23 protein-coding genes are annotated in these 24,742 nt (G+C 59.8%); 14 read left to right on the top strand and 9 right to left on the bottom strand.

Going from position 1 to position 24,742, the window contains the following annotated elements; translation table 11 throughout:
* Positions 1-37 precede the first annotated feature (37 nt).
* From ACR0C9_RS05035 to guaA, 4 genes are all read right to left on the bottom strand, one after another.
* On the bottom strand, positions 38-934 hold the full coding sequence (locus ACR0C9_RS05035) for a DMT family transporter (protein WP_480780517.1): 897 nt from the start codon (positions 932-934) through the stop codon (positions 38-40).
* A gap of 102 nt (positions 935-1,036) precedes the next feature.
* Positions 1,037-2,167, bottom strand: a complete 1,131-nt coding sequence (locus tag ACR0C9_RS05040) for an outer membrane protein transport protein (protein WP_170451149.1) — start codon at positions 2,165-2,167, stop codon at positions 1,037-1,039.
* Positions 2,168-2,300: 133 nt separating this feature from the next.
* A complete protein-coding gene (locus ACR0C9_RS05045; RefSeq protein WP_480780532.1) occupies positions 2,301-3,161 on the bottom strand; it encodes a DMT family transporter in 861 nt (286 codons plus the stop codon).
* A 263-nt stretch (positions 3,162-3,424) separates the two neighbouring features.
* Entirely contained in the window at positions 3,425-4,984 is a 1,560-nt protein-coding gene (guaA, locus tag ACR0C9_RS05050; RefSeq protein ID WP_480780518.1) for a glutamine-hydrolyzing GMP synthase, read from the bottom strand.
* A 157-nt stretch (positions 4,985-5,141) separates the two neighbouring features.
* Here guaA and ACR0C9_RS05055 point away from each other — a divergent pair, with 157 nt between their 5' ends.
* Positions 5,142-5,837: an MgtC/SapB family protein gene (locus ACR0C9_RS05055; protein WP_170734633.1), complete on the top strand. Its 696-nt coding sequence runs from the start codon at positions 5,142-5,144 to the stop codon at positions 5,835-5,837.
* Positions 5,838-5,970: 133 nt separating this feature from the next.
* Positions 5,971-7,515: a trimethylamine methyltransferase family protein gene (locus tag ACR0C9_RS05060; protein ID WP_170518230.1), complete on the top strand. Its 1,545-nt coding sequence runs from the start codon at positions 5,971-5,973 to the stop codon at positions 7,513-7,515.
* Here the strand turns inward: ACR0C9_RS05060 and ACR0C9_RS05065 are convergent, their stop codons facing one another.
* Positions 7,516-7,815, bottom strand: coding sequence for a DUF6477 family protein (locus ACR0C9_RS05065; RefSeq protein ID WP_170451141.1), 300 nt, complete (start codon positions 7,813-7,815; stop codon positions 7,516-7,518).
* Between the two features lie 240 nt (positions 7,816-8,055).
* Here ACR0C9_RS05065 and ACR0C9_RS05070 point away from each other — a divergent pair, with 240 nt between their 5' ends.
* Together ACR0C9_RS05070 and ACR0C9_RS05075 are read left to right on the top strand one after the other, a co-directional pair.
* Positions 8,056-9,126 carry a DUF6456 domain-containing protein gene (locus ACR0C9_RS05070; RefSeq protein ID WP_480780533.1) on the top strand — a complete coding sequence of 357 codons (1,071 nt, stop codon included), beginning with the start codon at positions 8,056-8,058 and terminating at the stop codon, positions 9,124-9,126.
* Between the two features lie 50 nt (positions 9,127-9,176).
* A complete protein-coding gene (locus tag ACR0C9_RS05075) occupies positions 9,177-10,100 on the top strand; it encodes a LysR substrate-binding domain-containing protein (RefSeq protein ID WP_170734635.1) in 924 nt (307 codons plus the stop codon).
* Between the two features lie 48 nt (positions 10,101-10,148).
* On the opposite strand, the gene ACR0C9_RS05080 is transcribed toward ACR0C9_RS05075, so the two are convergent.
* A complete protein-coding gene (locus ACR0C9_RS05080) occupies positions 10,149-10,697 on the bottom strand; it encodes a redoxin family protein (protein WP_480581420.1) in 549 nt (182 codons plus the stop codon).
* Between the two features lie 261 nt (positions 10,698-10,958).
* On the opposite strand from ACR0C9_RS05080, the gene lipA reads away from it, so the two are divergent.
* The gene (gene lipA / locus ACR0C9_RS05085; protein ID WP_170518239.1) at positions 10,959-11,909 is read left to right on the top strand and encodes a lipoyl synthase; all 951 of its coding nucleotides are present in this window, start codon (positions 10,959-10,961) and stop codon (positions 11,907-11,909) included.
* Positions 11,906-13,048, top strand: coding sequence for an amidohydrolase (locus ACR0C9_RS05090; protein WP_480780519.1), 1,143 nt, complete (start codon positions 11,906-11,908; stop codon positions 13,046-13,048). Before lipA ends, ACR0C9_RS05090 begins: the two co-directional genes overlap by 4 nt.
* 9 nt (positions 13,049-13,057) lie before the next feature.
* Here ACR0C9_RS05090 and hpt read toward each other — a convergent pair whose 3' ends face one another.
* Positions 13,058-13,603 (bottom strand): hypoxanthine phosphoribosyltransferase, encoded by a 546-nt coding sequence (gene hpt / locus ACR0C9_RS05095; RefSeq protein ID WP_170451130.1) that lies wholly within the window; start codon positions 13,601-13,603, stop codon positions 13,058-13,060.
* Between the two features lie 73 nt (positions 13,604-13,676).
* Here hpt and ACR0C9_RS05100 point away from each other — a divergent pair, with 73 nt between their 5' ends.
* Both ACR0C9_RS05100 and ACR0C9_RS05105 read left to right on the top strand, forming a co-directional pair.
* Positions 13,677-14,123, top strand: a complete 447-nt coding sequence (locus ACR0C9_RS05100; RefSeq protein WP_170451128.1) for a type II toxin-antitoxin system RatA family toxin — start codon at positions 13,677-13,679, stop codon at positions 14,121-14,123.
* 38 nt (positions 14,124-14,161) lie between these two features.
* Positions 14,162-15,457, top strand: a complete 1,296-nt coding sequence (locus ACR0C9_RS05105; protein ID WP_170451126.1) for an MmgE/PrpD family protein — start codon at positions 14,162-14,164, stop codon at positions 15,455-15,457.
* Here the strand turns inward: ACR0C9_RS05105 and pyrC are convergent.
* Positions 15,454-16,491 (bottom strand): dihydroorotase, encoded by a 1,038-nt coding sequence (gene pyrC, locus ACR0C9_RS05110; protein WP_170451124.1) that lies wholly within the window; start codon positions 16,489-16,491, stop codon positions 15,454-15,456. The two genes, ACR0C9_RS05105 and pyrC, sit on opposite strands and share 4 nt — an antisense overlap.
* Positions 16,492-16,624: 133 nt before the next feature.
* Here pyrC and ACR0C9_RS05115 point away from each other — a divergent pair, with 133 nt between their 5' ends.
* Together ACR0C9_RS05115 and ACR0C9_RS05120 are read left to right on the top strand one after the other, a co-directional pair.
* On the top strand, positions 16,625-17,533 hold the full coding sequence (locus ACR0C9_RS05115) for an AAA family ATPase (protein WP_170621723.1): 909 nt from the start codon (positions 16,625-16,627) through the stop codon (positions 17,531-17,533).
* Between the two features lie 58 nt (positions 17,534-17,591).
* Positions 17,592-18,848: a vWA domain-containing protein gene (locus ACR0C9_RS05120; protein WP_480581409.1), complete on the top strand. Its 1,257-nt coding sequence runs from the start codon at positions 17,592-17,594 to the stop codon at positions 18,846-18,848.
* Between the two features lie 3 nt (positions 18,849-18,851).
* Here ACR0C9_RS05120 and ACR0C9_RS05125 read toward each other — a convergent pair whose 3' ends face one another.
* Positions 18,852-19,352, bottom strand: a complete 501-nt coding sequence (locus ACR0C9_RS05125; RefSeq protein ID WP_480625947.1) for a hypothetical protein — start codon at positions 19,350-19,352, stop codon at positions 18,852-18,854.
* Between the two features lie 218 nt (positions 19,353-19,570).
* Here ACR0C9_RS05125 and ACR0C9_RS05130 point away from each other — a divergent pair, with 218 nt between their 5' ends.
* The 4 genes from ACR0C9_RS05130 (at position 19,571) to ACR0C9_RS05145 (ending at position 24,616) form a co-directional block, all read left to right on the top strand.
* Positions 19,571-20,539 (top strand): XdhC family protein, encoded by a 969-nt coding sequence (locus ACR0C9_RS05130; protein ID WP_480780520.1) that lies wholly within the window; start codon positions 19,571-19,573, stop codon positions 20,537-20,539.
* Complete coding sequence (locus ACR0C9_RS05135) at positions 20,536-21,537, top strand: molybdopterin-binding protein (RefSeq protein ID WP_480780521.1); 1,002 nt, start codon at positions 20,536-20,538, stop codon at positions 21,535-21,537. The genes ACR0C9_RS05130 and ACR0C9_RS05135 overlap by 4 nt, the downstream gene beginning before the upstream one ends.
* A gap of 153 nt (positions 21,538-21,690) precedes the next feature.
* Complete coding sequence (locus ACR0C9_RS05140; RefSeq protein ID WP_170450996.1) at positions 21,691-22,176, top strand: (2Fe-2S)-binding protein; 486 nt, start codon at positions 21,691-21,693, stop codon at positions 22,174-22,176.
* Between the two features lie 79 nt (positions 22,177-22,255).
* Positions 22,256-24,616 carry a xanthine dehydrogenase family protein molybdopterin-binding subunit gene (locus ACR0C9_RS05145; RefSeq protein WP_480780522.1) on the top strand — a complete coding sequence of 787 codons (2,361 nt, stop codon included), beginning with the start codon at positions 22,256-22,258 and terminating at the stop codon, positions 24,614-24,616.
* The last annotated feature ends 126 nt before the right edge of the window (positions 24,617-24,742 follow it).

Consider the following 24,742-nt stretch of genomic DNA (forward strand, 5'->3'; position numbering starts at 1 on the left):
TTAGTTTTGCCTTTGCTAGAACGGGCAGGGGACCGCGTCAATCGCGCTTGCCCGAGCGGTTCAGGATTACCAGCCCAAAGGCAAGGATTGCAAAACCGACATAGGCATTGGGCGGCAGCGCTTCGTCCCTTAGCCCCGCGCCAAGGACAATGGCGACGGGCGGGATGACCAAGGTGACCAGCATCAGGTTGCCGCTACCGGCCATTGCCAGCACCCGGTAGTACAGAAGATAGGCCCCTGCCGTTGCGACGATGGCATAGTATCCAATGGCCGCCCATGTTGCCGCCGGAAGGCGCAGGGTTGGCACGCCATCAACCATCAGCGTGATCGGCAGGATCAAGAGTGTCGCGCCGGTCAGCATACCCGCCGCTGCGACGACAGGGGACATGCCGGACAGGTGTTTTCGGCCCCACACGCTGGCGAAGGCATAAGACACCGTGCCCGCCAATACGGCGAGCTGAGCCAGGCTTTGCAGGTTGAAACCTGCAAAGTTGCCAAGGCCGATGGCGACCGAGACGCCCGCAAACCCAAGAACGACTCCAGTCAGGCGCGATTTTGTCAGCCGTTCATCCACGAAGAATAAGGCCGCAACCAGCACGCCAAAGATCGCCGTTGCCGCATTCAAAATAGCCACAAGCCCGGTGTCGATGTGCAACTGTCCCCACGCCATCAGCGAGAAGGGAACGGCATTGTTCAAAAGACCCATGATCAAGAAGGCCAGCCAGGTTCGTGGGTCCGTGGGCAGCTCAAGGCGCTTGATCCAAACGACCAGCCACAGCGCGGCCATGGCCCAGAACGTGCGGTGCAGGACCGAGGTCATCACCGGTATCGTATCCAGAGCTATGCGAATCGACACAAAGGACGCGCCCCAGATCAGGCCAAGCAGCAACAGTTCGGCCCAGGCGCGGGATGAGAGATGTTTCTGAGGTTCCATAGGGCCAACCTGTCACCACGCGAACGCCGAAGCGACCCGAAACATGCGACAAAAAAGACCCCGCCGAATGGGCGGGGCCTTGTGTTTGCGTGATCGGTCAGATCAGTCCAAAGCGTAGGTGATCTGGAAACCAACACTCCAGGCGCTGTTGCCTGAGAAGTCGGCGCGCGCGTTGGGGCCTGCGCCGTCCACGGTCGCATCGCCGATGTCGGTATAGCGGATGCCTCCCGAGATTTTGGCTTTTTCCAACGAATATGTTCCACCGACACCGATGCTCCAGAAACCGTCGGTCGGACCAAGGTTCGATACTGGTTCACCCTCGTCGGTTTCATAGCCAAGTGTTACCGCACCAGAGAATTCGTCGGAAAACTGATAACCAAGACCGAGCGAATAGGTATAGGTGGCGTTGTCGTAGTCGACAAGTGGGTTAAATGGATAATTCGGCGGCGAAAAGTTGAGCTGAGGCCAGTCAACCCAACGAATAGATCCGAAAAGCAGGGTCTTCGGGGCGACGCCAGTCTGAAAATCCAGATTGACCGATTGCGGTGTTTCGATCTCGGTTCCTGAGTTGAGTGTACCGGTGGAATCAAGTGCCTCGGTTTGCGAGAGGTTATGGCTGATCTTTGAATTGTAAGTCAGTGCGACACGAGCAGCAATTTCCGGTTTTTCCCAAGCGATTCCGACAACATATCCGAACGAAATGTCCGCGTCCGTATTGACTTCATACCCGGCTACAAGTGGTACGCTGACCGATGCCTTTACGCGCTGCGCGCGTACGCCACCCAGTGCGCTGAACCCGTTGTCAAATTTGTAACGCAAAAGCGCGGTCACAGCATCTGTGTCTGCGGTTGCATTCAGAGTATCCTGGCGTCCAGCAGGGTTTGGGTTGATCGACAGCGGGTAATCATCGGCATATTCAATGTCCGCGCCGAAAGGTTGATCATACATGATCGCAAAGTCCAACTGCTCAGTCAGAGCAGTCTTGTACCCCAGATGCGGTGTAAAAAAGTCATTTGCAACGTTGCCCGAATCGACAGGTTGACCAGCATTTGGCCCGATTAACGCAGGCATTGTTCCCGATACGCTTGGGTTGGTGTACCCAAGGCGAAACTGAACAACCGATCCCTCCTCAAAGATCAGGTTGATGCCTTGCCCGCTTCGATCCAGGCCACCTGCATGACCAACTGTCGCCCCAAAGCAAAGCGCACATGTCGTCAGTAGCGCTTTTTTCATTTTGAACCTCCCTTTACAGTCCCTCGCAGGTGCTTTCGGCTACGCGTTGAGTGTGAGTTGCGTACCAACCTGCAAAAATGTGCCCGATACTTTCTTTCCGGTTAGTTTAAGGTCAAGTCGTGACCGTGCGTTACTAGTTACGACTAGAGTCGCGGACTGTTGCCAAACTGTTACGATTCTCGGACCACACGTTCAGGAAAATCCCCGAGAAGATCACGGCAGCCCCCAGCATTGTCCAATGATCGATGGGCTCGTTGTAAAGAAGCATTCCGACCACGGCGATTGTGGGGAGACGCGCGAAGTCAAAGGGGATGACCACAGTGGCCGGAGCGATGGCTAACGCGTTGGTAATACAGAAATGTGCCAGCAATCCGGCCAGCCCGACCAACAGCAAGTAGGGCGCTGTTTGCAGGGTGGGAAGGGCGATCTGACCGTCCAGACCTGCGGCCGCAGCCCCCAGAACGGCCTGCATAACGGCAAGCCAGAACATGATGCATCCGATGCTTGCAAACCGCGTCAGATTTTTGGTGGTTATCGTTGTAAACGCGAAGAAAATCGCCGAGGCGGCAGCCATCATCAAGCCGGGGCTTAGCGGGGCGGTGCCGGGACGCGTTACGATGAGGATACCTGCAAAACCGATCAGGGCCGCAGTGACCTTGAGTGTTGTCAGACGCTCATTCAAAAACAACGGCGATAGCAGGATGACCCACAGCGGCTGCGTGAACTCCAGCGCGAAGACCTGTGCCAAAGGAATCACCCCGACCGCGTAGAACCACAGATTCTGTCCGGTGAAATGCAGCGCGTTCCGGATCGCATGAAGGCTCAGGCGTTCGGTGGTGACCTGATGCCACCCGCGAATTGCGCTTAGCATAGTCGCGACGACAATGATGCCCACGATGCTGCGATACATCATGATTTCGAACGTGTCGTGATGCAGGCTCAGTTCGCGCCCGGCGACAGCCATCGAGGAAAACGACAGGATCGCGCCGATCATCCAGAAACCGGCCTTGAAGACCTGGACCGATCCTTTCTCCACCCCGCATCCTCCGCGCTTTGTTCCTGTGTCTTACAGGGCTTAAACGGATTCGGGCGGATCGGGCACCCTGAATCCGGTTTTGACGGATCTGCGCTGAATCGCGCAATGGGTCACGCCTGAGTTCAGCAGGGTCCTAAGAACCTAAGGTCGGCGCAGAAGCAGCGCCAGTAAACAAAAAAGCCGGGATGGTGATCACCAATCCCGGCTTTTGCGATGCTCTGTCATTCCCACTCGATCGTTCCGGGGGGTTTTGATGTGATGTCATAGGTGCAGCGGTTGATGCCCTTGACCTCGTTGATGATTCGCGTGGCGGTTTCGCCCAGGAACTCGTGGCTGAACGGATAGTAATCGGCGGTCATACCATCGACCGAGGTCACAGCGCGCAAGGCACAGGCATAGTCATAGGTGCGGCCGTCACCCATAACGCCAACGGTGCGCACGGGCAGAATGGCAACGAAGGCCTGCCAGATGTCGTCGTAAAGGCCGTGTTTGCGGATCTGGTCGATGTAGATGGCATCGGCATCGCGCAGGATCTCCAGCTTTTCGCGGGTGATCTCGCCCGGGCAGCGGATGGCCAGCCCCGGTCCGGGGAAGGGGTGGCGGCCGATGAAGCTGTTTGGCAGGCCCAGTTCGCGGCCCAGTGCCCGGACTTCGTCCTTGAACAATTCGCGCAGGGGTTCGACCAGTTTCAGGCCCATCTTTTCCGGCAGGCCGCCGACATTGTGGTGCGACTTGATTGTCACCGAGGGCCCGCCCGAGAACGAGACGGATTCGATCACGTCGGGGTACAGCGTTCCTTGCGCCAGGAACTCGGCCCCATCGATGGTGTCGGCGTGTTTCTGGAACACGTCGATGAACAGTTTGCCGATGATCTTGCGTTTGGTTTCCGGGTCGCTCTGACCGTCCAACTCGCCAAGGAACAGCTCGCTTTCATCCGCGTGGATCAGCTGAATGTTGTAGTTGTCGCGGAACATGCCCACGACCTCGGCGGCTTCGTTCTTGCGCAGCAGGCCGTGATCGACAAAGACACAGGTCAGCTGGTCGCCGATAGCCTCGTGAATCAGGATCGCCGCGACCGAGCTGTCGACGCCGCCGGACAGACCGCAGATGACCTTTTTGTCGCCAACCTGTTCACGGATATTGCGGATCATCTCTTCGCGATAGGCACCCATGGTCCAATCGCCCTTGAACCCGGCCAGCTTGACGAAGTTTTCGTACAGCTTTGCGCCTTTGGGCGTGTGGTGCACCTCGGGGTGGAATTGCACCGCATAGAAGTGGCGCGCGGGGTCTGCTGTGATCGCGTAGGGCGCGTTGGGCGAGGTGCCGTAGACCTCAAAACCCGGTGCAATTTCGCTGACATGGTCGCCGTGGCTCATCCAGACCTGTTCGTCGCCGTCAGCGAACCAGCCGTCCAGAATGTCTAGCTTGCTTTCCGGTGTAACAAAGGCACGACCGAATTCGGCAGTGCCATGGCCGCTTTCGACCTTGCCGCCAAGCTGGTGCATCATCACCTGCTGACCGTAGCAAATGCCAAGGATCGGCACGCCGTAGTCGAAAATCTCTTGCGGGGCGCGGGGCGATCCCTCGCGCGTGACGCTGTCCGGGCCGCCTGAAAAGATCACGGCGCGCGGCGCCATCCGGCGCACCACATCCATCGTGACATTTTGGTAGGGGTGGATTTCGCAATAGACGTTCAGTTCACGCAGGCGACGGGCAATCAGCTGCGTCACCTGGCTGCCGAAGTCGATGATCAGAAGGCGGTCATGGGTGTCTTGGGTCATATCCGCGCCTTAGGCCAAGCGCACCTGTTTCGCAAGAGCAACCTCTGATTCTCAAAGGGGTTCAGCGATTCAAAAAAAGGAATTGTAAAAGTTTTGTAACGAAATTATGACAACTCGGCTGGGTCGATGTATATACAAATAGAACAAGGGACCGAAATTGCCGATTTCCATCGAGATTGCCGCACTGAATCTGGCATTGGCGCTGTTTTGCGGCGCGCTAATCGGGTCCGAGCGTCAGGTCCGCCAAAGAATGGCCGGGCTGCGGACAAATGCGCTGGTCGCGCTGAGTGCTGCTGCTTTTGTTGTATTCTCGGCGCTGTTTCCGGATGAGGTGAGCCCGACGCGCGTTGCGGCGCAGGTCGTTTCGGGCATCGGCTTTCTGGGGGCCGGTATCATTTTCCGTCATGGCTTCACCATTCATGGCCTGAATACGGCCGCTACCCTGTGGTGCTCGGCTGCCGTCGGAATGATGGCGGGGGCAGGGGCCTGGGTGTTTGCCGTCATGATGACGGGTTTCGTGATTTTTGTGAATCTCGGGCTTAGGCCGTTGGTGAAATGGCTCAAGCGCACCACGCGTGCCGGGGTGCCGCTGACGCAAGAGTTCAAAATCCTTCTTCAATGCTCGGAAGAGACGCAGGCAGATGCGCGTGTCGCTGTTCTCAAGGCATTGGCGCAAAACGATGTTCGAATCGTTGGCTTTGAAAAGGGCGATGCGGTGGAAGGCAAACGAACAATCGCTGTTCTGGTCTCGATGGAAGATCACCCCGAGGAGCTGCAGCACAAGGTTGTCGCCCCTCTGATGCTTGAGCCGAGCATCGACAGCATTGAATGGGATACGGTTTCCGAAGCGTAACGCGACGGTGCAGATCTACGCCAACATAAGGCCCGATGTCGCTTTTCCCCCCAGAGCGCCGTAAACCATATGCTCGATGATGCTCAATCCTGTAACTAAACGGTCAATCTAACCATTCAGACGGGATTTTCTCATGGCAGAGGCAAACACCCGGCGCAGGGCGAGAGGCGGCGGTGGCGCTGCCCGCCGGGCCGAGCGCACCGCGGTTCGCATCGAAACTGCAAAGTATATCGAACGCAACATTCCGAATTTCGAAGTTCTCAACGAAGAAGCGTTGGAGATCATCGAATACAACGCGGAAACCGTGCTGGAAGAGATCGGCGTCAACTTCGTCGACAACCCGGCGGCGCTGGAACGCTGGCGCGATGCGGGCGCGGATATCGATGGTGAGCGTGTGCGCATCCCGCGCGGTCTGGCGCGTGAGTTGATCAAGACCGCCCCCAGCCAATTCACGCAACACGCCCGCGACCCCGAGAAATCGGTCGAAATTGGCGGCCGCAATCTGGTGCTTGCCCCGGTCTATGGCCCGCCATTCGTGCGTGACGCGCAGGGCGGTCGCCGCTATGCGACCATGGATGACTTCAACAAATTCGTGAAACTGGCCTATATGTCCAAGTGGCTGCACCACTCGGGCGGGACAGTGTGCGAACCGACCGATATTCCGGTGAACAAGCGTCACCTGGATATGCTCTTGGCGCATATGACGCTGTCGGACAAACCCTTTATGGGATCCGTGACCGACCCCAGCCGCGCGCAGGATTCGGTCGAGATGTGCGAGATTCTGTTCGGCAAAGAGTTCGTGCAGGAAAATACGGTGATGACCTCGTTGACCAACATCAACTCGCCGATGACCTTCGACGATGTGATGATGGGGTCGCTCGAGGTCTATGCGCGCAACAATCAGGCCTGCATCATCTCTCCGTTCATTGTGGGAGGCGCGATGGCCCCGGTGTCGGTTGCCGGGACGCTGACGCAGGTTCTGGCCGAGGTTCTGGCCGGTGTCGCCTATAGCCAGATCATTCGCCCCGGCGCGCCTGCGATCTTTGGCGCGATGGTGACCTCGATCGACATGAACTCGGGCGCGCCGACATTCGGAACGCCCGAGGCTTCGCACATCACCTATGGCGCGGGCCAATTGGCGCGGCGTCTGAACCTGCCTTACCGTTCGGCCGGCTCGTTCTGCGGGTCGAAACTGCCGGACGCGCAGGCGGCGTATGAAACAGCCAACTCGTTGAACATGGGTCTGCTGTCGGGTGTGAACTTCATGCTGCATGCCTGCGGCTGGCTTGAAGGCGGTCTGGTCGCTGATTTCGAGAAATTCGTCATGGATGCCGATCAACTGGGCATTCTGCACGGCTTGGCCAAAGGCGTGACCTATGACGAAAACGCGCTGGCCATGGACGCGATCCGCGAAGTCGGGCCGGGCGGTCACTATCTGGGTTGCGCGCATACGCAGGCCAATTTCAAGGACGCGTTCTGGAAAACCGAAATGCTGGACTACAAGCCGTTCGAGACCTGGCAGGAAGAAGGCGCCCGCGACACACGCGCCCTGGCAACTGCGCGGGTCGAGCATCTGCTGGCAAACTATCAGCAGCCGCAGATGGACCCGGACAAAGCCGCCGCGCTTGAGGCTTATGTAGCGGAAAAGAAAGCCTCCATGCCGGACGCTTTCATCTGATCAAGTAGGGTACGAGGCGCGGCTTGCCTGATACAGCTGCGCCTCGCCCAACAGGGCAATCAGAAGATCCAGATGCCGGACCAGTGAATAGGCGGCATCTTCTTCTTTTCGTTGTTCATTTACCTCTCTCTCAAGCTCTAACAACCGCATCAGGGCTGCGCCTGTGCCGGGCAGCGAACCATATCCCAGAATGCGTTGCAGGTGCCGGTCCCGATTGTAATCCTGCGCCCCGTGTTTGGCCGCCCGTGCCAGCAGTCGGGGGCGGCGAAGCGTTGTGATCATGGTCATCAGGTCCTGCATGTTCGTGTTCCCTTGTACGAGCTTTGACGGCCTGTTTGTCACACAACCTAAGCGGGTGTTGCCTTAGTTCGGCTCCCCCCGAACGATGGTTTCACGACTGTTTATCTTTTTGAATCAAATCTGGTTCCAGGCCGTTGGGGTTAACGAACGAGTAACGAAAGCACCTCTAGTTAGATTTGGTTAACTCAAATTCCGAGGGCGAAAAGTGGCAGTCTGTTTTGTCGACGAGGGCAAATGAATATGGAAAACAACGTGGCTTTCACCATCCCGGCATGGGTGCCTGAAGGGGCGCAAAGATACCTTGCTCATACCGAGACCGGCCGATCGATACGGGATATCGCGCGATCGGCAGGGTGCCATGCGTCGACCATTCTTCGGCAGATCAGACGCATTGAAATGCGCCGTGACGATCCGCTTGTGGATGCAGCCCTGCAATCGCTGGCCCAAACCCATTTTTCGATTTCCGAAAACCACCGTGCCTTGCCGGACGAGGGGGAAGAGGACGTTTTCGATCAGGAAGCCATGCGCGTTCTGCGCCGTTTGTGCGAAACCGGGTCGGTGCTTGCCGTGGCCGAAGATATGGACAAGGCAGTTGTCGTTCGGGATACGGGCGAGGCCGGTGCGACCCGAACCGCCGTGGTCGAATGCAGGATTGCACAGGCGCTGGCCTTGCAGGACTGGATCACCTGCGACAATCCCGGGCGGATTTCACGGTATAGGATATCGGCATCAGGTCGCACCGCGCTAAGCCGTCTTGTGGCCAAGGCCGAAAACAAAGCCCGCGCGCGCAATGAATTTGGTATGGCCGAGGCGCAAACACCGTTTCAGGCCAAAGCCGCCTCGGACCAAGGCGACCGGGCGCGGCGCATCCGCTATAGCGCTGCAGAAAGCCCGCTGATCGCGCTGGCGCGGCGTCGGGATCGGGACGGTAAACCCTTTCTGGACGAGACCCTTGTCAGTGCAGGAGAGCGCCTGCGCGAAGATTTTGAACTGGCGCAGATCGGCCCTCAGGTGGCGCAGAATTGGGACCGGTTTCTTACAAGCGGTGGCCGGGGCAGTTTCGGCAGCGAGTCGCATGGCGGACGCGGGTCCTCTGATGCGCGCGACCGGGTGGCGCGGGCCTTGTCTGATCTGGGTCCGGGTCTCAGCGATGTTGCCTTGCGGTGTTGCTGCTATCTGGAAGGGCTGGAATTGGCGGAAAAGCGTATGGGATGGTCGGCGCGGTCCGGTAAAATCGTCCTGCGCATCGCTTTGCAGCGCCTGAAACGACACTATGAAGATCAGGCTGAACGGGATCGGATGATCGGTTAGAAGTCATACATAACCCTTGCAGATCACTTGGGTGGTGATAAGCAGGGGTTATGAATTTCACACTCAGACAGCTGCAATATTTTCAGGCCGTGGCCGAGCAGCGCAACTTTGGGCGCGCGGCGCAGGTCTGTAACGTATCGCAGCCTGCTTTGTCCGTTCAGATCAAAGCGCTTGAGGAAACCATGGGCGGTGTGCTGTTCGAACGGCAGGCGCGCGATATACTTCTGACACCGCTTGGCCGGGATGTTCTGGACCGCGCGCGGCTGATCCTTGGTGCCGCAGACCGTTTGGATCAATTTGCGCGCGATCATTCAGGCGGGCATCGGTCGCTGTCGATCGGGATCATCCCGACCATTGCGCCGTATCTGCTGCCCGGCGTTCTGGCCGGGTTAAGGGCCGGCGATGTCTCGCTGCGGGTGCAGATCCGCGAGGCCAGAACCGAACACCTGCTGACACTGCTGCGTACCGGAGAGATTGACGCCGCTGTTCTGGCCCTGCCTGTCGCGGGGTCGGAGTTCAGGGAGACGCCCCTGTTTCAGGATCAGTTCCTGTTGGCAGGCAGCGCCGCGCGGTTGGAAAAAGTATCCGCAACCCCGGACATGCTGCGCCCGCTGGACCTGCAATCTGCGCAATTGATGCTGTTGGAAGACGGTCATTGCCTGACGGATCAGGCGCTTGAGGTATGTGGTCAGGATCGGGGCAGCGGCCAGATCAACATGGGCGCATCCTCGCTGGCGACCCTGTCGCGCTTGGTGGCCGAAGGGTTTGGCCTGACCCTGATCCCGGAACTTGCCGCACGGGCCGAGGGTGAGGCGGTTCCCGGCCTGAAACTGCTCCGCTTTGGCGCGCCACAACCGGCCCGCACTGTGGGTCTGGTCCGCCGTGCGTCCAGCGGGGATGAAGACTGGTCTGACCGGCTGGCCGAGGTTATCCGCGAGGTCGGAGAATCCATCGTGTCCGCCACCCGAAACTGAAAAGGCCCGCCGAAGGGGCGGGCCAATCCGATAAAGACGGATCGTGCCTCAGGCCAGTTCAGGCTCAGCCACCTGTTGCAGGTGCTGCATCAGGTTTTCCGGCGAGGACACGCCATAGGGATCTTCAGGGCAGTTATCCATCAGGCCGGGCTCTTCGAACCATGCCTCGACCACGCCGTCATTGATGATCGCAGCATAGCGCCACGAGCGCATTCCAAAGCCCAGATTGTCCTTGTCGACCAGCATGCCCATCTTGCGGGTGAACTCGCCGGATCCGTCCGGGATGACCTTGACGTTTTTCAGGCCCTGATCCTGCGCCCATTTGTTCATGACAAAGCTGTCATTGACCGACATGCAGTAAATCTCGTCCACGCCCTTGGCGACGAAATCTGCGTGACCTTTTTCGAAACCGGGCAGTTGATAGGTCGAGCAGGTCGGCGTGAACGCGCCAGGAAGCGAGAACAGGATGACCCGCTTGCCCGCAAAGTAATCTGCGGTTGTCATGTCCTGCCAGCGATAGGGGTTGGGGCCTTCGACAGCCTCGTCGCGGACGCGGGTGTGGAAGGTAACCTGCGGCAGTTTGGTTCCGGTTTTCACGTTCAAGCTCCTGTGATTCACATGTGATCCGGGCGTGATTTAAAACAGGTCTAAACTGCCTTCAATCCAAGAAATGCTGCGGGCGCAAAGCGTCGCGTTTGGGTTTGTCTATTGAAATGTATGGCAAAGATGTAGTTTAAGGTTAAACTAAATTGCACTATTGGGATGGCTTGCATGGCGGCTATGCGTCGCTGGCGTAACACCTATGACTGCTTTATGTTATGAGAACAGAAAGTTGACCCAAAGTCAGGAAAACAGCCCGTGCGAGATCTGAAAATCCCCGAGCAACGTCACCCCGAAAAGGCGCATCGCCCGGACAATGCACAGCCCAAGAAACCGAAATGGATCCGGGTCAAGGCCCCCGGTGGGAAAGGCTATGCCGACACCCATAAGATAATGCGTGAAAACAATCTGGTCACCGTCTGCGAAGAGGCCGGGTGCCCGAATGTAGGCGAATGCTGGAGCCAGGGCCACGCCACCATGATGATCATGGGCGAGATCTGTACGCGCGGCTGCACCTTCTGCAACATCGCCACCGGGCGCCCCGATGCGCTGGACGTGTTCGAGCCCGGCCGCGTGGCACATGCGGTTGAAAAACTGGGTCTGAACCACGTGGTGATTACCTCGGTGGATCGCGATGACCTGACCGATGGCGGGGCCGAGCATTTTGCGCAGACCATCCGCGCGGTCCGTCATCGCTCGCCCAAAACGACGATTGAGATTCTGACGCCGGATTTCCTGAAATGCGCGCCCGAAGTGCTCGAAACCGTGGTCGAAGCGAAACCGGACGTGTTCAACCACAATCTTGAGACCGTACCGGGCCTTTATCCCGAGGTCCGCCCCGGCGCACGGTATTTCCACTCGCTGCGCCTGTTGCAGCGCGTGAAAGAACTGGACCCGTCGATCTTCACCAAATCCGGCATCATGGTGGGTCTGGGTGAAGATAAACAATCGGTCGGTCAGGTGATGGACGACATGCGCGCAGCCGATATCGATTTCCTGACCATCGGGCAGTATCTGCAACCGACGCCCAAGCACCACGCGGTAGATCGGTTTGTCACGCCTGAAGAGTTCGAGTCGTACGAAAAAGCGGCCTATGGCAAAGGGTTCCTGATGGTCTCGGCCACGCCGCTGACCCGGTCGTCCTATCACGCAGGCGATGATTTCGCCCGCCTGCGCGCCGCCCGGCAAGAGAAGCTGGGGCAGGCGTGACACCTGACACGCTGGCGCGGCTGATCCGGCTGCGCCACGACTTGCACAAACAGCCCGAACTGTCCGGAGCCGAGCACGAGACCGCCGCCCGGATTGCGGATGAGTTGCGCGGCATCGGCGCGGATAGCGTATTGACCGGGCTTGGTGGGCACGGCGTCGCCGCTGTGTTCGACGGCGGTCGGGACGGGCCATGCGTTGGTATTCGGTGTGAGCTGGATGGGTTGCCGATTCAGGAACTCTCGGATGTGCCTTACGTCTCGCAGAGACCGGGCCGGGGGCATCTGTGCGGGCATGACGGCCATATGTCGATGGTGTTGGGCGTGGCGCTGGCGTTGCAGGAACAGCGCCCCGAACGCGGTCGCGTTGTTCTGATCTTCCAGCCTGCCGAAGAAACCGGGCAGGGGGCCGAAGCCTTCCGGGTTGATCCGCAATTTGCTGAAATCGCGCCTGATTTCGTGTTTTCGCTGCATAATCTTCCGGGTTTGCAGCTTGGCGCGGTCGAGCTGTGTAAAGGCCCCGCCAATTGCGCGTCACGCGGGATGCGTATTGCGCTGACCGGCAAAACTTCGCACGCAGCGGCGCCTCAGGACGGCGTATCTCCGGCCGGCGCATTGGCGGCTTTGATCCCGGCTTTGACAGCGCTTGGTGGCGGTGGCGTGCTGAACGCGGATTACGCGCTGACCACGATCACCCATGCCAGCTTGGGAGAGCAAACATTCGGCGTCGCCCCCGGACAGGCCGAGCTTTGGGTAACGCTGCGAACGGTATCCGACGACCGGATGTCCAAACTGATTGCGGATGCCGAGACCCTGGTGCAGCAGGTCTCGCAGTCCGATGGGCTGGGTGCCACGATAACTTACGAAGACGTTTTCGACGCCTGCACCAATCATTCGGATGCGGTAGAGATTTTGGCCCAAGCCTGCGCCGCCCAAAACGTTGCGTGCAAACGGACCAACACACCGCAACGGTTTTCCGAGGATTTCGGCCAATTCAGCAAAGGCGCGAAGACCGCGATGTGCTGGCTTGGGGCCGGGCGCGATCATCCGCAGTTGCACAACCCGGATTACGATTTTCCCGATGTGTTGATCCCGATCGGAACCGGAATCTTTCTGAATGCGGTCCGTCAGGTTTTGGGTTAAGCCAGCCGCTTACGTGTCTTCGGTAAAGCGCACCTTGCCAATAAAGGGCAAATTGCGATTGCGCTGTGCGTAATCAATTCCGTAACCGACAACAAACTCATCCGGGATCTCAAACCCGATCCAGTCCGAGCGGAAATCAACCTCGCGTCGGCTGGGTTTGTCCAGCAGGGCGATGGATTTCAAACGCTTCGGATTGCGGCTGTGCAGCAGGTTGGTGACGTGGTTCAGCGTGTGACCGGTGTCGACAATATCCTCGACCACCAGCACGTCGCGCCCTTCAATTGCGCCGCGCAAGTCTTTGAGAATGCGCACTTCCCGGCTACTTTCCATCGAATCGCCGTAAGACGACGCCTCAAGAAAATCGACCTCGATGGGCAGGTCCAGCTCGCGCACCAGATCGGCGATGAAGACGAAACTGCCTCGCAACAGGCCCACCACAACCAGCTTGTCGGTATTGCCGAACTCCTCGGAAATCTTGCGGCAAAGCTCCTCAATCCGCGCCGCGATGGCCTTGGCCGAGATCATCTCATCTATCACATAAGCGCGGTCAGTCATCGCAGCCCCCTTGATCTTTGGCGCGCAACATACGACATGACGCGCCATTGTCACCTTTAAATGCCTGAATGCCATGCCCATCCACTCGGAAACCCGCCACCTGCCATACACCGCCCAGCAGATGTATGATCTGGTCGCGGATGTGGCGAAGTACCCGCAGTTTCTGCCCTGGTGCGCAGCGGCCCGTATCCGCAAGACCTATGCGGCAGGCGAGGCCGAGGTGATGGAGGCCGATCTGGTCATCTCATTCAAAGTGTTTCGCGAACGGTTCGGCAGCCGGGTGACGCTGTTCGCGGATCAGAAGAAGATCGACACCGAATATCTGGACGGTCCGTTCAAATACATGAAATCCGACTGGCAGTTCGAAGACGCGCCGGACGGGGGCTGCAACGTGTCGTTCCATGTGGATTTCGAATTCAAGAACGCCATCCTGCAGGGCATCATTGGCGTGGTCTTCAACGAGGCCATGCAGCGCATCGTTCGCGCGTTTGAGGCTCGTGCCGCCGAGCTTTACAGCTAAGGCTTTACCAACGAACGGCGCACGTTAGACTGCGCCTCATGTCAGATTTCACATCAGCATTGGCGGCTTTTGCCGCGGGCCCGATCTCGACCACTGCGCAGGCACGGATTGTCACGTCGCTATCTGTTCTGGATTGGGTCGCCGTTGGCCGCGCCGGGGCGGATGAACCAGTATCCAATACCGTTCGGGATATGGTGCTAGAGGAGGGGGGCACCGCCCAGGCGCATATGTTCGGCGGGGCGCGCGCGCCCCTTCGCGCGGCGGCTCTGGTCAATGGTACGGTGTCCCATGCCTTGGATTATGACGACACCCATTTCGCCCATATCGGCCACCCTTCGGTCGCGGTTCTGCCTGCAGCGCTGGCGGTGTCGGAATGGGATGATCGTATTCTTGTGGACTTCCTCGAAGCGGCCCTGATCGGGATGGAGGTCTCGATCCGCATCGGCCTGTGGCTGGGGCGCGGCCACTATCAGGCCGGGTTTCACCAAACGGCAACGGCCGGGGCCTTTGGGGCGGCGGTGGCGGTGGGGCGTCTGTTACAGTTCGACGCCGATCAGATGCGTCAGGTGCTGGGCCTGACGGCGACCCGTTCGGCGGGTCTGAAGGCTCAGTTCGGCACGATGGGCAAGCCTTACAACGCGGGTTTGGCAGCCTCGAATGGGGTTGAGGCGGCGCTGCTGGTCAAGCGCGGATTTGAACCCAACGCGGACGCGCTGGAAGGGCCCTATGGCTTTGGCGCGACGCATCAGGGGGCTGCGGATGCTGCGGCCGCTCTGGATGGGTTGGGCGACGAATGGCTGTTCGAATCCGTCAGCCACAAGTTCCACGCCTGCTGCCATGGGTTGCACGCGGCGCTAGAGGCGGCGCTTTCTTTGGATATCGCCGAACCCGAAGTGGCCGAGATCAAGGTAATAACCCACCCGCGCTGGATGAGCGTGTGTAACCAGATATCTCCGACCACCGGACTGGGCGCGAAATTCTCGTATCGCACGGTGATTGCAATGCAGGCGTTGGGATATGACACCGCGTTACCGGGCAGCTACTCTGAGAAGGTCTGTGCCGACCCGCGCATCCGGTCGCTGCAAGATCGTATCACTGTCGAAGCGGATGACTCCCTTTCCGAAACTGAGGCTCGCCTGACCTTGCTGCGGCGCGACGGGGCGCGGCGCGAGGCAACCTATGACCTCATGACCCCAATGTCTCTGTCCGACCGGGAAGACCGGGTACGTGCCAAAGCCTCGAAACTGATCGGAGGGATTGAGGCGGACGCGATCTGGTCGATGCTGCGCACCGGTGGTCGCGCCCGCGATCTGGCTGCAAAACTGGCGGGTTAGTCCACGCGCCAGTGCAGGGGAAAACCGGGGTCGAACACGGTTACCGGGCCATCTCCGGTTTCGATCTTGTCGGGGTATTCGACCGGTTCGCCTTTGGTCAGCGTGATCGAACCTTCGTTCACAGGCAGGCCATAGAAGGCAGGCCCGTTCAGGGAAACGAACCCTTCCAGCTTGTCCAACGCCCCTTCGCGGTCGAACATCTCGGCCACCAGCGACATGGTGTTGGTCGCCGTGAAGCACCCCGCGCACCCACAGGCCATTTCCTTGTTGTCATCGGTATGAGGCGCGCTGTCGGTGCCCAGGAAATAGCGTGGATCACCCGAGGTCGCGGCTTTCAGCAGCTCTAACCGATGCTCCTCGCGCTTGGCGACGGGCAGGCAGTAGTAATGCGGTTTGATCCCGCCAACCAGAATGTGGTTGCGGTTGATGATCAGGTGATGCGCCGTGATTGTTGCGCCCAGATCGGTGTCGTTGGCTTTGACGTACTGAACACCGTCACGGGTCGTAATATGCTCCATCACCACCCGCAGGCCCGGCGTGGACTTGCGGATCGGGTCCAGAACGCGGTCGATGAACACCGCCTCGCGGTCGAAAATGTCGATCTCGGCATCTGTCACTTCACCATGCACACACAGGGGCAGGCCAATCTCGGCCATGCGTTCCAGCACAGGGCGCACATTGTCGAAATTCCGCACGCCGGAATGCGAATTCGTCGTGGCCCCCGCCGGATACAACTTGACCGCCTTGACCAGCCCGCTTGCATGGGCAGCGGCCAGATCGTCCGGGTCCGTATCCTCGGTCAGGTACAGGGTCATCAGTGGTTCAAAGGATATCCCCTCGGGCAGCGCGGCCATGATGCGCTCGCGATAGGCGGCGGCATGGGCACCGGTCACCACCGGGGGCACCAGATTGGGCATGATGATCGCACGGCCAAAATGGCGTGCGGTTTCGGGCAGAACGGCCTGCAGCATCGCGCCATCGCGCAGATGCAGGTGCCAGTCGTCGGGGCGGCGGATCGTGATGCTATCGGTCATGACGCACCCGCTAGCACAGACCCCGCCGCCGGAAAAGACCTTGTCAGCGCGCAGGATCGCCGTACCTCTTCCCCCACCGCAGGCTTGACGAAGACCCCGGCCCATGACCTGTTAGGCCGCAAGGAGAACATGCATGACCCAACCAAGTTCCATTGATGCCGTTCAGCAAACACTGGGCGCGCAAGGTTACGTGTGCGGCCGGGCATTGGCGACGGTGGTTTTTCTGGCGCTCAAGCTGGGCCGCCCGCTGTTTCTGGAAGGTGAGGCAGGCGTTGGAAAGACCGAAATCGCAAAGGCACTGGCCGCGGGTTTGGGGCGCCGCCTGATCCGCCTGCAGTGTTATGAAGGGCTGGATGCCTCCTCAGCCGTCTATGAATGGAACTTCCCGGCGCAAATGGTTGCCATCCGCACGGCTGAGGCCGCTGGCGGTGCGGACCGAACAGCCCTGCAAACCGAGCTGTTCTCGGACGATTACCTGATCGAACGCCCTTTGCTGCAAGCCATGCGACCTGATGAGCACGGCGCGCCGGTGCTGCTCATTGACGAACTCGACCGCACCGATGAACCTTTTGAGGCGTTCCTGCTGGAAGCGCTCAGCGATTTTCAGGTCACAATCCCGGAACTCGGCACCGTCCATGCGCCCGAGCCACCCATCGTCATCGTCACCTCGAACCGCACGCGCGAGGTGCATGACGCCCTCAAACGCCGCTGCCTCTACCACTGGGTCGACTACCCCGATTTCAACCGCGAAATCGAAATCCTGCACGCCCGCGCCCCCGAAGCCGCCGAGACACTCAGCCGCGAGGTTGTCGCCTTTGTTCAACGCCTGCGCACAGAAGACCTGTTCAAAAAGCCCGGCGTGGCCGAAACCATCGACTGGGCCAAATGCCTGCTGGCGCTGGACGTTATCAACCTCAGCCCCGAGGTCATCGGCGACACGCTCGGCGCGATCCTGAAATACCAGGACGACATCCAGAAACTGCAAGGCTCTGAAGCCAAACGCATTCTGGATGAGGCAAAAGCCGACCTCGAACCCGCCTGATGCTTCTTCTGTTCAAAAATACCTCGGGGGTATGGGGGCAGAGCCCCCATGAAAGGTAATGGCCGAACACCTTACGCTCGACACCCCCGCAGATCCGAAACTGGCGCAAAACATCACCCATTTCGCCCGCGCGCTGCGCAAGGCGGGACTGCCCATCGGGACAGGTCGGGTGGTGGATGCCATACGCGCCGTGCAGGCGGCGGGTTTCACGCAAAGGCAGGATTTCTACTGGACCCTGCACGCCTGTTTCGTGAACCGACCTGAACATCGCACCGTCTTTGCACAGGTTTTCCGCCTCTACTGGCGCGACCCGCGTTATCTGGAACACATGATGTCCATGATGCTGCCCGCCATTCGGGGCGTGCAGGAAGAACGTAAAGCAGACGCTGCCGAAAAGCGCGCAGCCGAGGCGCTGCTGGACGGGGTTGAACGTGATCTGCCCGAGCCTGCGGAAGATGAAGGCGAGACCGAGCTCGACATTGACGCCTCGCAAACCGCGTCTTCCGAAGAACGCCTGCGCAGTCTGGATTTTGAGCAGATGAGCACGGATGAAATCGCACAGGCCAAACGCCTTCTGGCGCGTCTTACCTTGCCGGTTCATTCGATTGCCAGCAGGCGGGCGCAGGCCAACCCTCTGGGCCACCGCATCGACCGCGCCAAAACCCTGCGCGCAGCCATGCGTCAGGGTGGTGAGATACGGGACATTGCGCTGCAAAAACCTAGGCCACGCTGGCCCAATCTTGTGGTTCTTTGCGACATCTCGGGTTCAATGAGCCAATACAGCCGCCTGATCCTGCATTTCCTGCACACCGTCTCGAACGCCAAGGGCGCCGGATGGGCCAAGGTCCACGCTTTCACCTTCGGCACACGACTGACCAATATTACTCGCCATCTGCATCAACGCGATGTGGATGCCGCTTTGGCCGCTGCTGGGGCCGAGGCGCAGGATTGGGAGGGCGGCACACGGATCGGGGACTGTCTGCACGCATTCAATCGTGACTGGTCGCGGCGCGTGATGGGGCAGGGTGCCGTTGTTCTGCTGATCTCGGACGGGCTGGATCGTGGCGACCCGGACGCCTTGGCGAAGGAAACCGAACGTCTGCACCTGTCGGCGCGCCGTCTGATCTGGCTCAATCCGTTGCTGCGATGGGATGGGTTCGCGCCCAAGGCGCAGGGCGTGGCTGCCATGCTGCCGCATGTGGACAGCTTCCGCGCCGGTCACTCGATTGCATCGCTCGAAGATCTGGCGACCGTCATTTCGGAACCACAGGATGTGGGAGAGAAAGCGCGGCTGATCTCCGCGCTTTCCGGCTAAGCGTCAGCCCAGCTGTTTTTCATTGCACTCGCGCGCCATTTCGATGGCTTTGTAAGTGCCGGTCAAATCGACGGTGAATCCAAAGGATTTTTCCGGGAACACGATCATGACCTTCTGTTTGGCCAGATCTTCCGCGAATTGCGGATCGTCCGACAGCACGTAGCCGCCTGAATACCCCTTGGTGATGTTTCCCTTCATCCCTGTGGCCTCACCCAGATACAGGTTGTCGCCCAGAATGATTGCCACCTCTTCCTTCTCACCGCGTTTGATGTCCGTTTCGGCCTTGGTGAAAACGCCGACATAGCCCACGCCGCGATCCTCTGTCAGGCCCATCTGAACCACGTTCTCCGAGTCATCAATCGCCTCGATCAGGCAGGATTTCTTTTCATTGTCGATGAAAACCTTCCAGCCTTCGACCTCGCCATAGCGTTCAAATGTATCAGCCCAGGCTGCGGTTGACGCCAACAGCCCAATGGCTGCGCCGAGTGTAAGAATGCGTTTCAACTCTCTGTCTCCGTTTTGAAAATGGGGGCACGTCCGGGATTGGCCCCGAAGGTAGCTGCAGGCTAAAAGCACGGGCGCAGACAATCAATGCTTTGCTTATGTGAATACGAAGGAACCTTTGCCCCCAAGCAAGCTCGTCCCTGAGCGGGGACCGCCCCACATGCTTTTCTTCCCGCTTTTCCTGACTATGTTGAGTCCGATGACCTCAGGAGGCTTCGATGGAGCGATTCGACAACAGCCCGGAAACCGCTTTGGACTGGCACCGCAAAGGACGCGGTGCGGCCCTGGCGACGGTGGTCGAGACCTGGGGCAGTGCACCGCGCCGGGTGGGCGCTCAGTTGGTGATTGGCGGTGAGGGGCGGATCGAAGGGTCCGTGTCCGGCGGGTGCGTCGAAGGCGCGGTGATCGTCGAGGCGCTGGAAGCCATTGATGAGGGCGAGGCGCGATTGCTGGAGTTTGGCGTCAGCGACGAAGACGCCTTTGCCGTGGGTCTGGCTTGTGGCGGCACCATCCGGGTTCTGGTTGAGCCGGTTGGCCGCGTCCTGCCTGAATCGATGCTGGCCGAACTGGTCGCCGCGCGGGCGGCGCGCGAGCCGCTGGCTTATGAGGTCAATATTAACAGCGGCCACCGCGCCCTGAGGCGCAACAAATACCCCGACCGACTGCGCATGGACCGGTCAGGGTTTGAAGAGGATGGAGAGACCTTTGTCGCCGTCCATAACCCGCCGTTGCGCCTGATCGTCGTCGGTGCGGTTCACATCGCGCAGGCTCTGGTGCCAATGGCGCGGATTGCGGGATATGACCCGGCCATCGTGGACCCGCGCGATGCCTTCGCGTCGGATGCGCGTTTTCCCGGTGAAAAGATTCTCACCGATTGGCCGGACGAAGCCGTTTTGAAACTGGGACTGGACACGCGCACAGCGGTTGTTCTGCTGACCCATGACCCCAAGCTGGACGACCCCGCGCTGCAAGCCGCGTTGGAGGCGGACGTGTTCTACATCGGCGCGCTGGGGTCAAAGCGAACCCATGCCAAACGGGTCGAGCGTATGGTTGCTGCCGGGTTTACCGATGCGCAGATCGGCAGAATACACGGGCCAATTGGTCTGGACATCGGGGCCGCTGATCCTTCGGAAATTGCCGTTGCGATCCTGGCTCAGATGACGGCTGTTCTGCGAGGCAAAGCATGAAGTTTGGCCCGGTGCCCGTAGCCGATGCAAGCGGGGCGATTCTGGCGCATTCGGTCATGGCCGCGGACGGTAAGCTGCGCAAGGGCCTGAGACTGACCGAAGATCACATCGCACAACTGACACAGGCCGGTTTGACCGAAATTGTCGTGGCCCGTCTGGAACCCGGCGACTGTCACGAGGACGAGGCGGCTACGCTGCTGGCCAAGGCTTTGGTACCTGACCCGGCAGCGGCGAACCTGCGCGTGACCGAAGCATTTACGGGGCGCGTCAATCTGCTGGCCAACGGGCCGGGCGTCGTGGCGCTGGACGTGGCCGCGCTGGAGCAGTTCAATCAGGTCAACCCAATGATCACCGTCGCCACAGTTCCGCAGCATCAGCAGATGAGTGACGGCGGAATGGTCGCGACGATCAAGGTGATTTCCTACGCCGTGCCCGAGGTGGACGTGCAGCGCGCGGCAAGCCTTGCGCAAAGCTCAGTTCAACTGATTGCGCCGGTTCACAAAACCGCCGGTCTGATCGTGACAGATATTCCCGGCGGGCCGCCGAACGAAAAAGGCATCGCGGCCATGCGGGGGCGGGTCGAACTGTTGGGGATGGAGTTGTGCGACGTGCAGATCGTCGCGCATGACACCGATCACCTCGCAGCGGCCATTGCTGGAACTCAGGGCGATGTTCTGATGATCCTAACCGCTTCGGCCACCTCGGATGTGGATGATGTGGCACCTTCGGCTGTGCGCGCGGCAGGCGGGGCGGTCGATCGGTTCGGTATGCCGGTCGATCCCGGAAATCTGCTGTTTCTGGGTGCGATGGGGGATCGGCCCGTGATTGGCCTGCCGGGTTGCGCACGCTCGCCTGCTTTGAACGGCGCGGATTGGGTTCTGTCCCGCGTTGCCTGCGGTGTTGAGACCACAGGCGCGGATATTGCGGCCATGGGTGTGGGCGGATTGCTCAAGGAAATCCCGACACGACCTCAGCCGCGCGCCCAGCGCAGGCCGTGACGCTACGGCATTTTGACCTCTATCCCCGCCACTTTAGGTTATGAGTGTTTAGCGACGCTCGGGGCGTTGAACGCGACAAGATTTTTGTTCTCAAACGAAAATTCCCGTGTTTAACTCGGTCGCAAGGGAGAAAATCAAAACTGGGAGGAACTCATGACACAGGTCTCAATGACCGTGAACGGTAAATCCGTTAGCGGTGACGTCGAAGGCCGGACCCTGCTGTCCAGCTTTCTGCGCGACCACCTGTCGCTGACGGGCACACATGTAGGCTGCGACACGGCCCAATGCGGCGCCTGTGTGGTGCATGTGAATGGTGAGGCGGTCAAATCCTGCAACATGCTGGCGCTTGAGGCTGATGGGGCCGACGTGGGTACCATCGAAGGTCAGGCCAATCCGGACGGGTCGCTGAACGTCATTCAGCAGGCATTTCAGGATCACCACGGGCTGCAATGCGGGTTCTGCACGCCGGGTATGGTGATGAGTGCCGCGGCCCTGCTGAAAGACAATCCGCGCCCGACCGAGGCCGAGATCCGCAAGTATCTGGAAGGCAACCTGTGCCGCTGCACCGGATACCACAACATCGTCAAGGCGATCATGGCCGCTTCGGGTCAGGACGCCAGCAGCATCGCTGCCGAATGATGCCACTGCGGGCGTAAGGGAGACGCCCGTGGGATGACAGAGGATGCATCCGCATCCGTTTATGGGAGGAGAACAAGCAATGCCCAAAGACAGTGGCATCGGAGCCAGTTCCAAGCGCCGCGAGGACGTGCGCTTTCTGACCGGAGCAGGCAATTACACCGACGACATCAACGTACATAACCAGGCCTATGTGCATTTCCTGCGGTCCGACATCGCGCATGGGCGGATCAAATCCGTCGATACTTCGGCGGCCGAGGGGATGCCGGGTGTGGTCAAGGTTTTCACCGGCAAGGATTTCGAAGGCGTGGGCGGGATGCCCTGCGGCTGGGAAGTGACCGACAAGCACGGTGCGCCCATGCAGGAACCTCCGCATCCGATTCTGGCCCAGGGCAAGGTGCGCCATGTGGGCGATCCCATTGCCGCCGTTGTGGCCGATAGTCTGGAACAGGCCCGCGACGCCGCCGAGGCGATTGAGGTCGACATCGAAGAACTGCCCGCCGTGATCGACATGAAGGCCGCCGCGCAAGATGGGGCGACGCTGGTCCATGACGATCTAAAAAACAACATCTGCTATGACTGGCAGTTGGGTGAGGCCGACGATGCCAAGGTCAATGAGGTGTTTGCCAACGCGGCGCATGTGACCACTCTGGATCTGGTGAACAACCGATTGGTTGCTAACCCGATGGAGCCGCGCGTCGCTGTCGCTGAATACGCTCGGGCGACCGAGGAATATACGCTTTATACCACCTCGCAGAACCCGCATGTGATCCGTCTGCTGATGTGCGCCTTTGTTCTGGGCCTGCCTGAACACAAGGTCCGTGTGGTCGCGCCGGATGTTGGCGGTGGTTTCGGCACCAAGATCTTCCACTATGCGGAAGAGGCGTTCGTGACATTTGCCGCCAAGGCCTGCGGCCGTCCGGTCAAATGGTCGTCCAGCCGGTCCGAGGCGTTCATGTCGGATGCCCATGGTCGCGATCATGTGAGCACCATCGAACTGGCGCTGGATGCGGACAATAACTTCATCGGTCTGCGCACGAATACCTTCGCGAATCTGGGAGCCTACCTGTCGACCTTCTCCAGCTCGGTCCCGACCTGGCTGCACGGCACGTTGATGGCGGGCAACTACAAGACGCCGGTCATTCAGGTGAACGTGAAGGCGATGTTTACGAACACTGTTCCGGTGGATGCTTATCGCGGTGCGGGTCGGCCCGAGGCGACGTTCCAGTTGGAACGCGTGGTGGACAAGGCCGCGCGCGAGTTGGGTGTCGATCCGATTGCCCTGCGCCGTCAGAATTTCGTCACCGAGTTCCCCTATGACACGCCGGTGGCGCTGACCTATGACACCGGCAATTACAACGGGACGATGGACAAGCTTGAGGCCGCTGCCGATCTGGCAGGCTTCGCCGCGCGCCGGTCTGCCAGTGAGGCGAAGGGCAAGCTGCGCGGTCTGGGCATCAACTGCTATATCGAAGCCTGCGGGATTGCACCCTCGAACATCGTTGGCATGCTGGGGGCCCGCGCGGGTCTTTATGATGCGGCGACGGTGCGGGTGAACGCAACCGGCTCGATCAGTGTCATGGTCGGTGCGCACAGCCACGGGCAGGGACACGAGACCGCCTTTCCGCAGGTTGTGGCCGACATGATCGGCATCGACGAGTCGATGGTCGAGATTGTGCATGGTGACACCTCGAAGATCCCGTTTGGGATGGGGACCTATGGGTCTCGGTCTCTGGCGGTCTGTGGCTCGGCCATGGTGAAAGCGACCGAGAAGGTGATTGAGAAGGCCAAGAAGATCGCCGCCCATCTTCTGGAAGCGTCCGAGGCTGATATCGAGCTAAAGGACGGTCAATTCAGTGTCGCAGGCACCGACAAGTCGGTGGCCTGGGGTGATGTGACCCTGACCGCCTATGTGCCGCATAACTACCCGCTGGAGGTGGAGCCCGGGCTGGAAGAGACTGCGTTCTACGATCCGGCCAACTTCACCTTCCCGGCGGGGGCCTATGCGTGTGAGGTTGAGGTCGATCCTGAAACCGGTCAGGTCAGCATCGAAAAGTTCACCGCTGCGGATGACTTCGGCAACATCATCAATCCGATGATTGTGGATGGTCAGGTTCATGGCGGGATCGGGCAGGGGATCGGTCAGGCCCTGCTAGAGAACTGCGCCTATGACGAAAACGGGCAACTGCTGAGCGCGTCTTTCATGGATTACGCCATGCCCCGCGCCGATGACGTGCCGTTCTATGGCGTGGATCATTCCAGCCAGACGCCGTGCACGCATAACCCACTGGGGGTGAAAGGCTGCGGTGAGGCAGGGGCGATTGGCTCTCCGCCTGCGGTGGTCAATGCGGTGCTGGATGCGCTGAATTCGGGCGGCAAGGCGGTCGATCACATCGACATGCCGGTGAGCCCGTCGCGCGTTTGGGCGGCGATGAACAGCTGAGAGGTTGGGGTCTTTTGGGCGGGAGCCCCCCGCCCCCCCCCGAGGTTTTTTCCCCATGAAAAGGGGGGAGCCCGCCCACCGGAGGAGGAGAACACTCCAGGCCCCTGCCCACAGCAAAGATCTCGT

It is taken from the genome of Ruegeria sp. C12, from assembly GCF_056537745.1.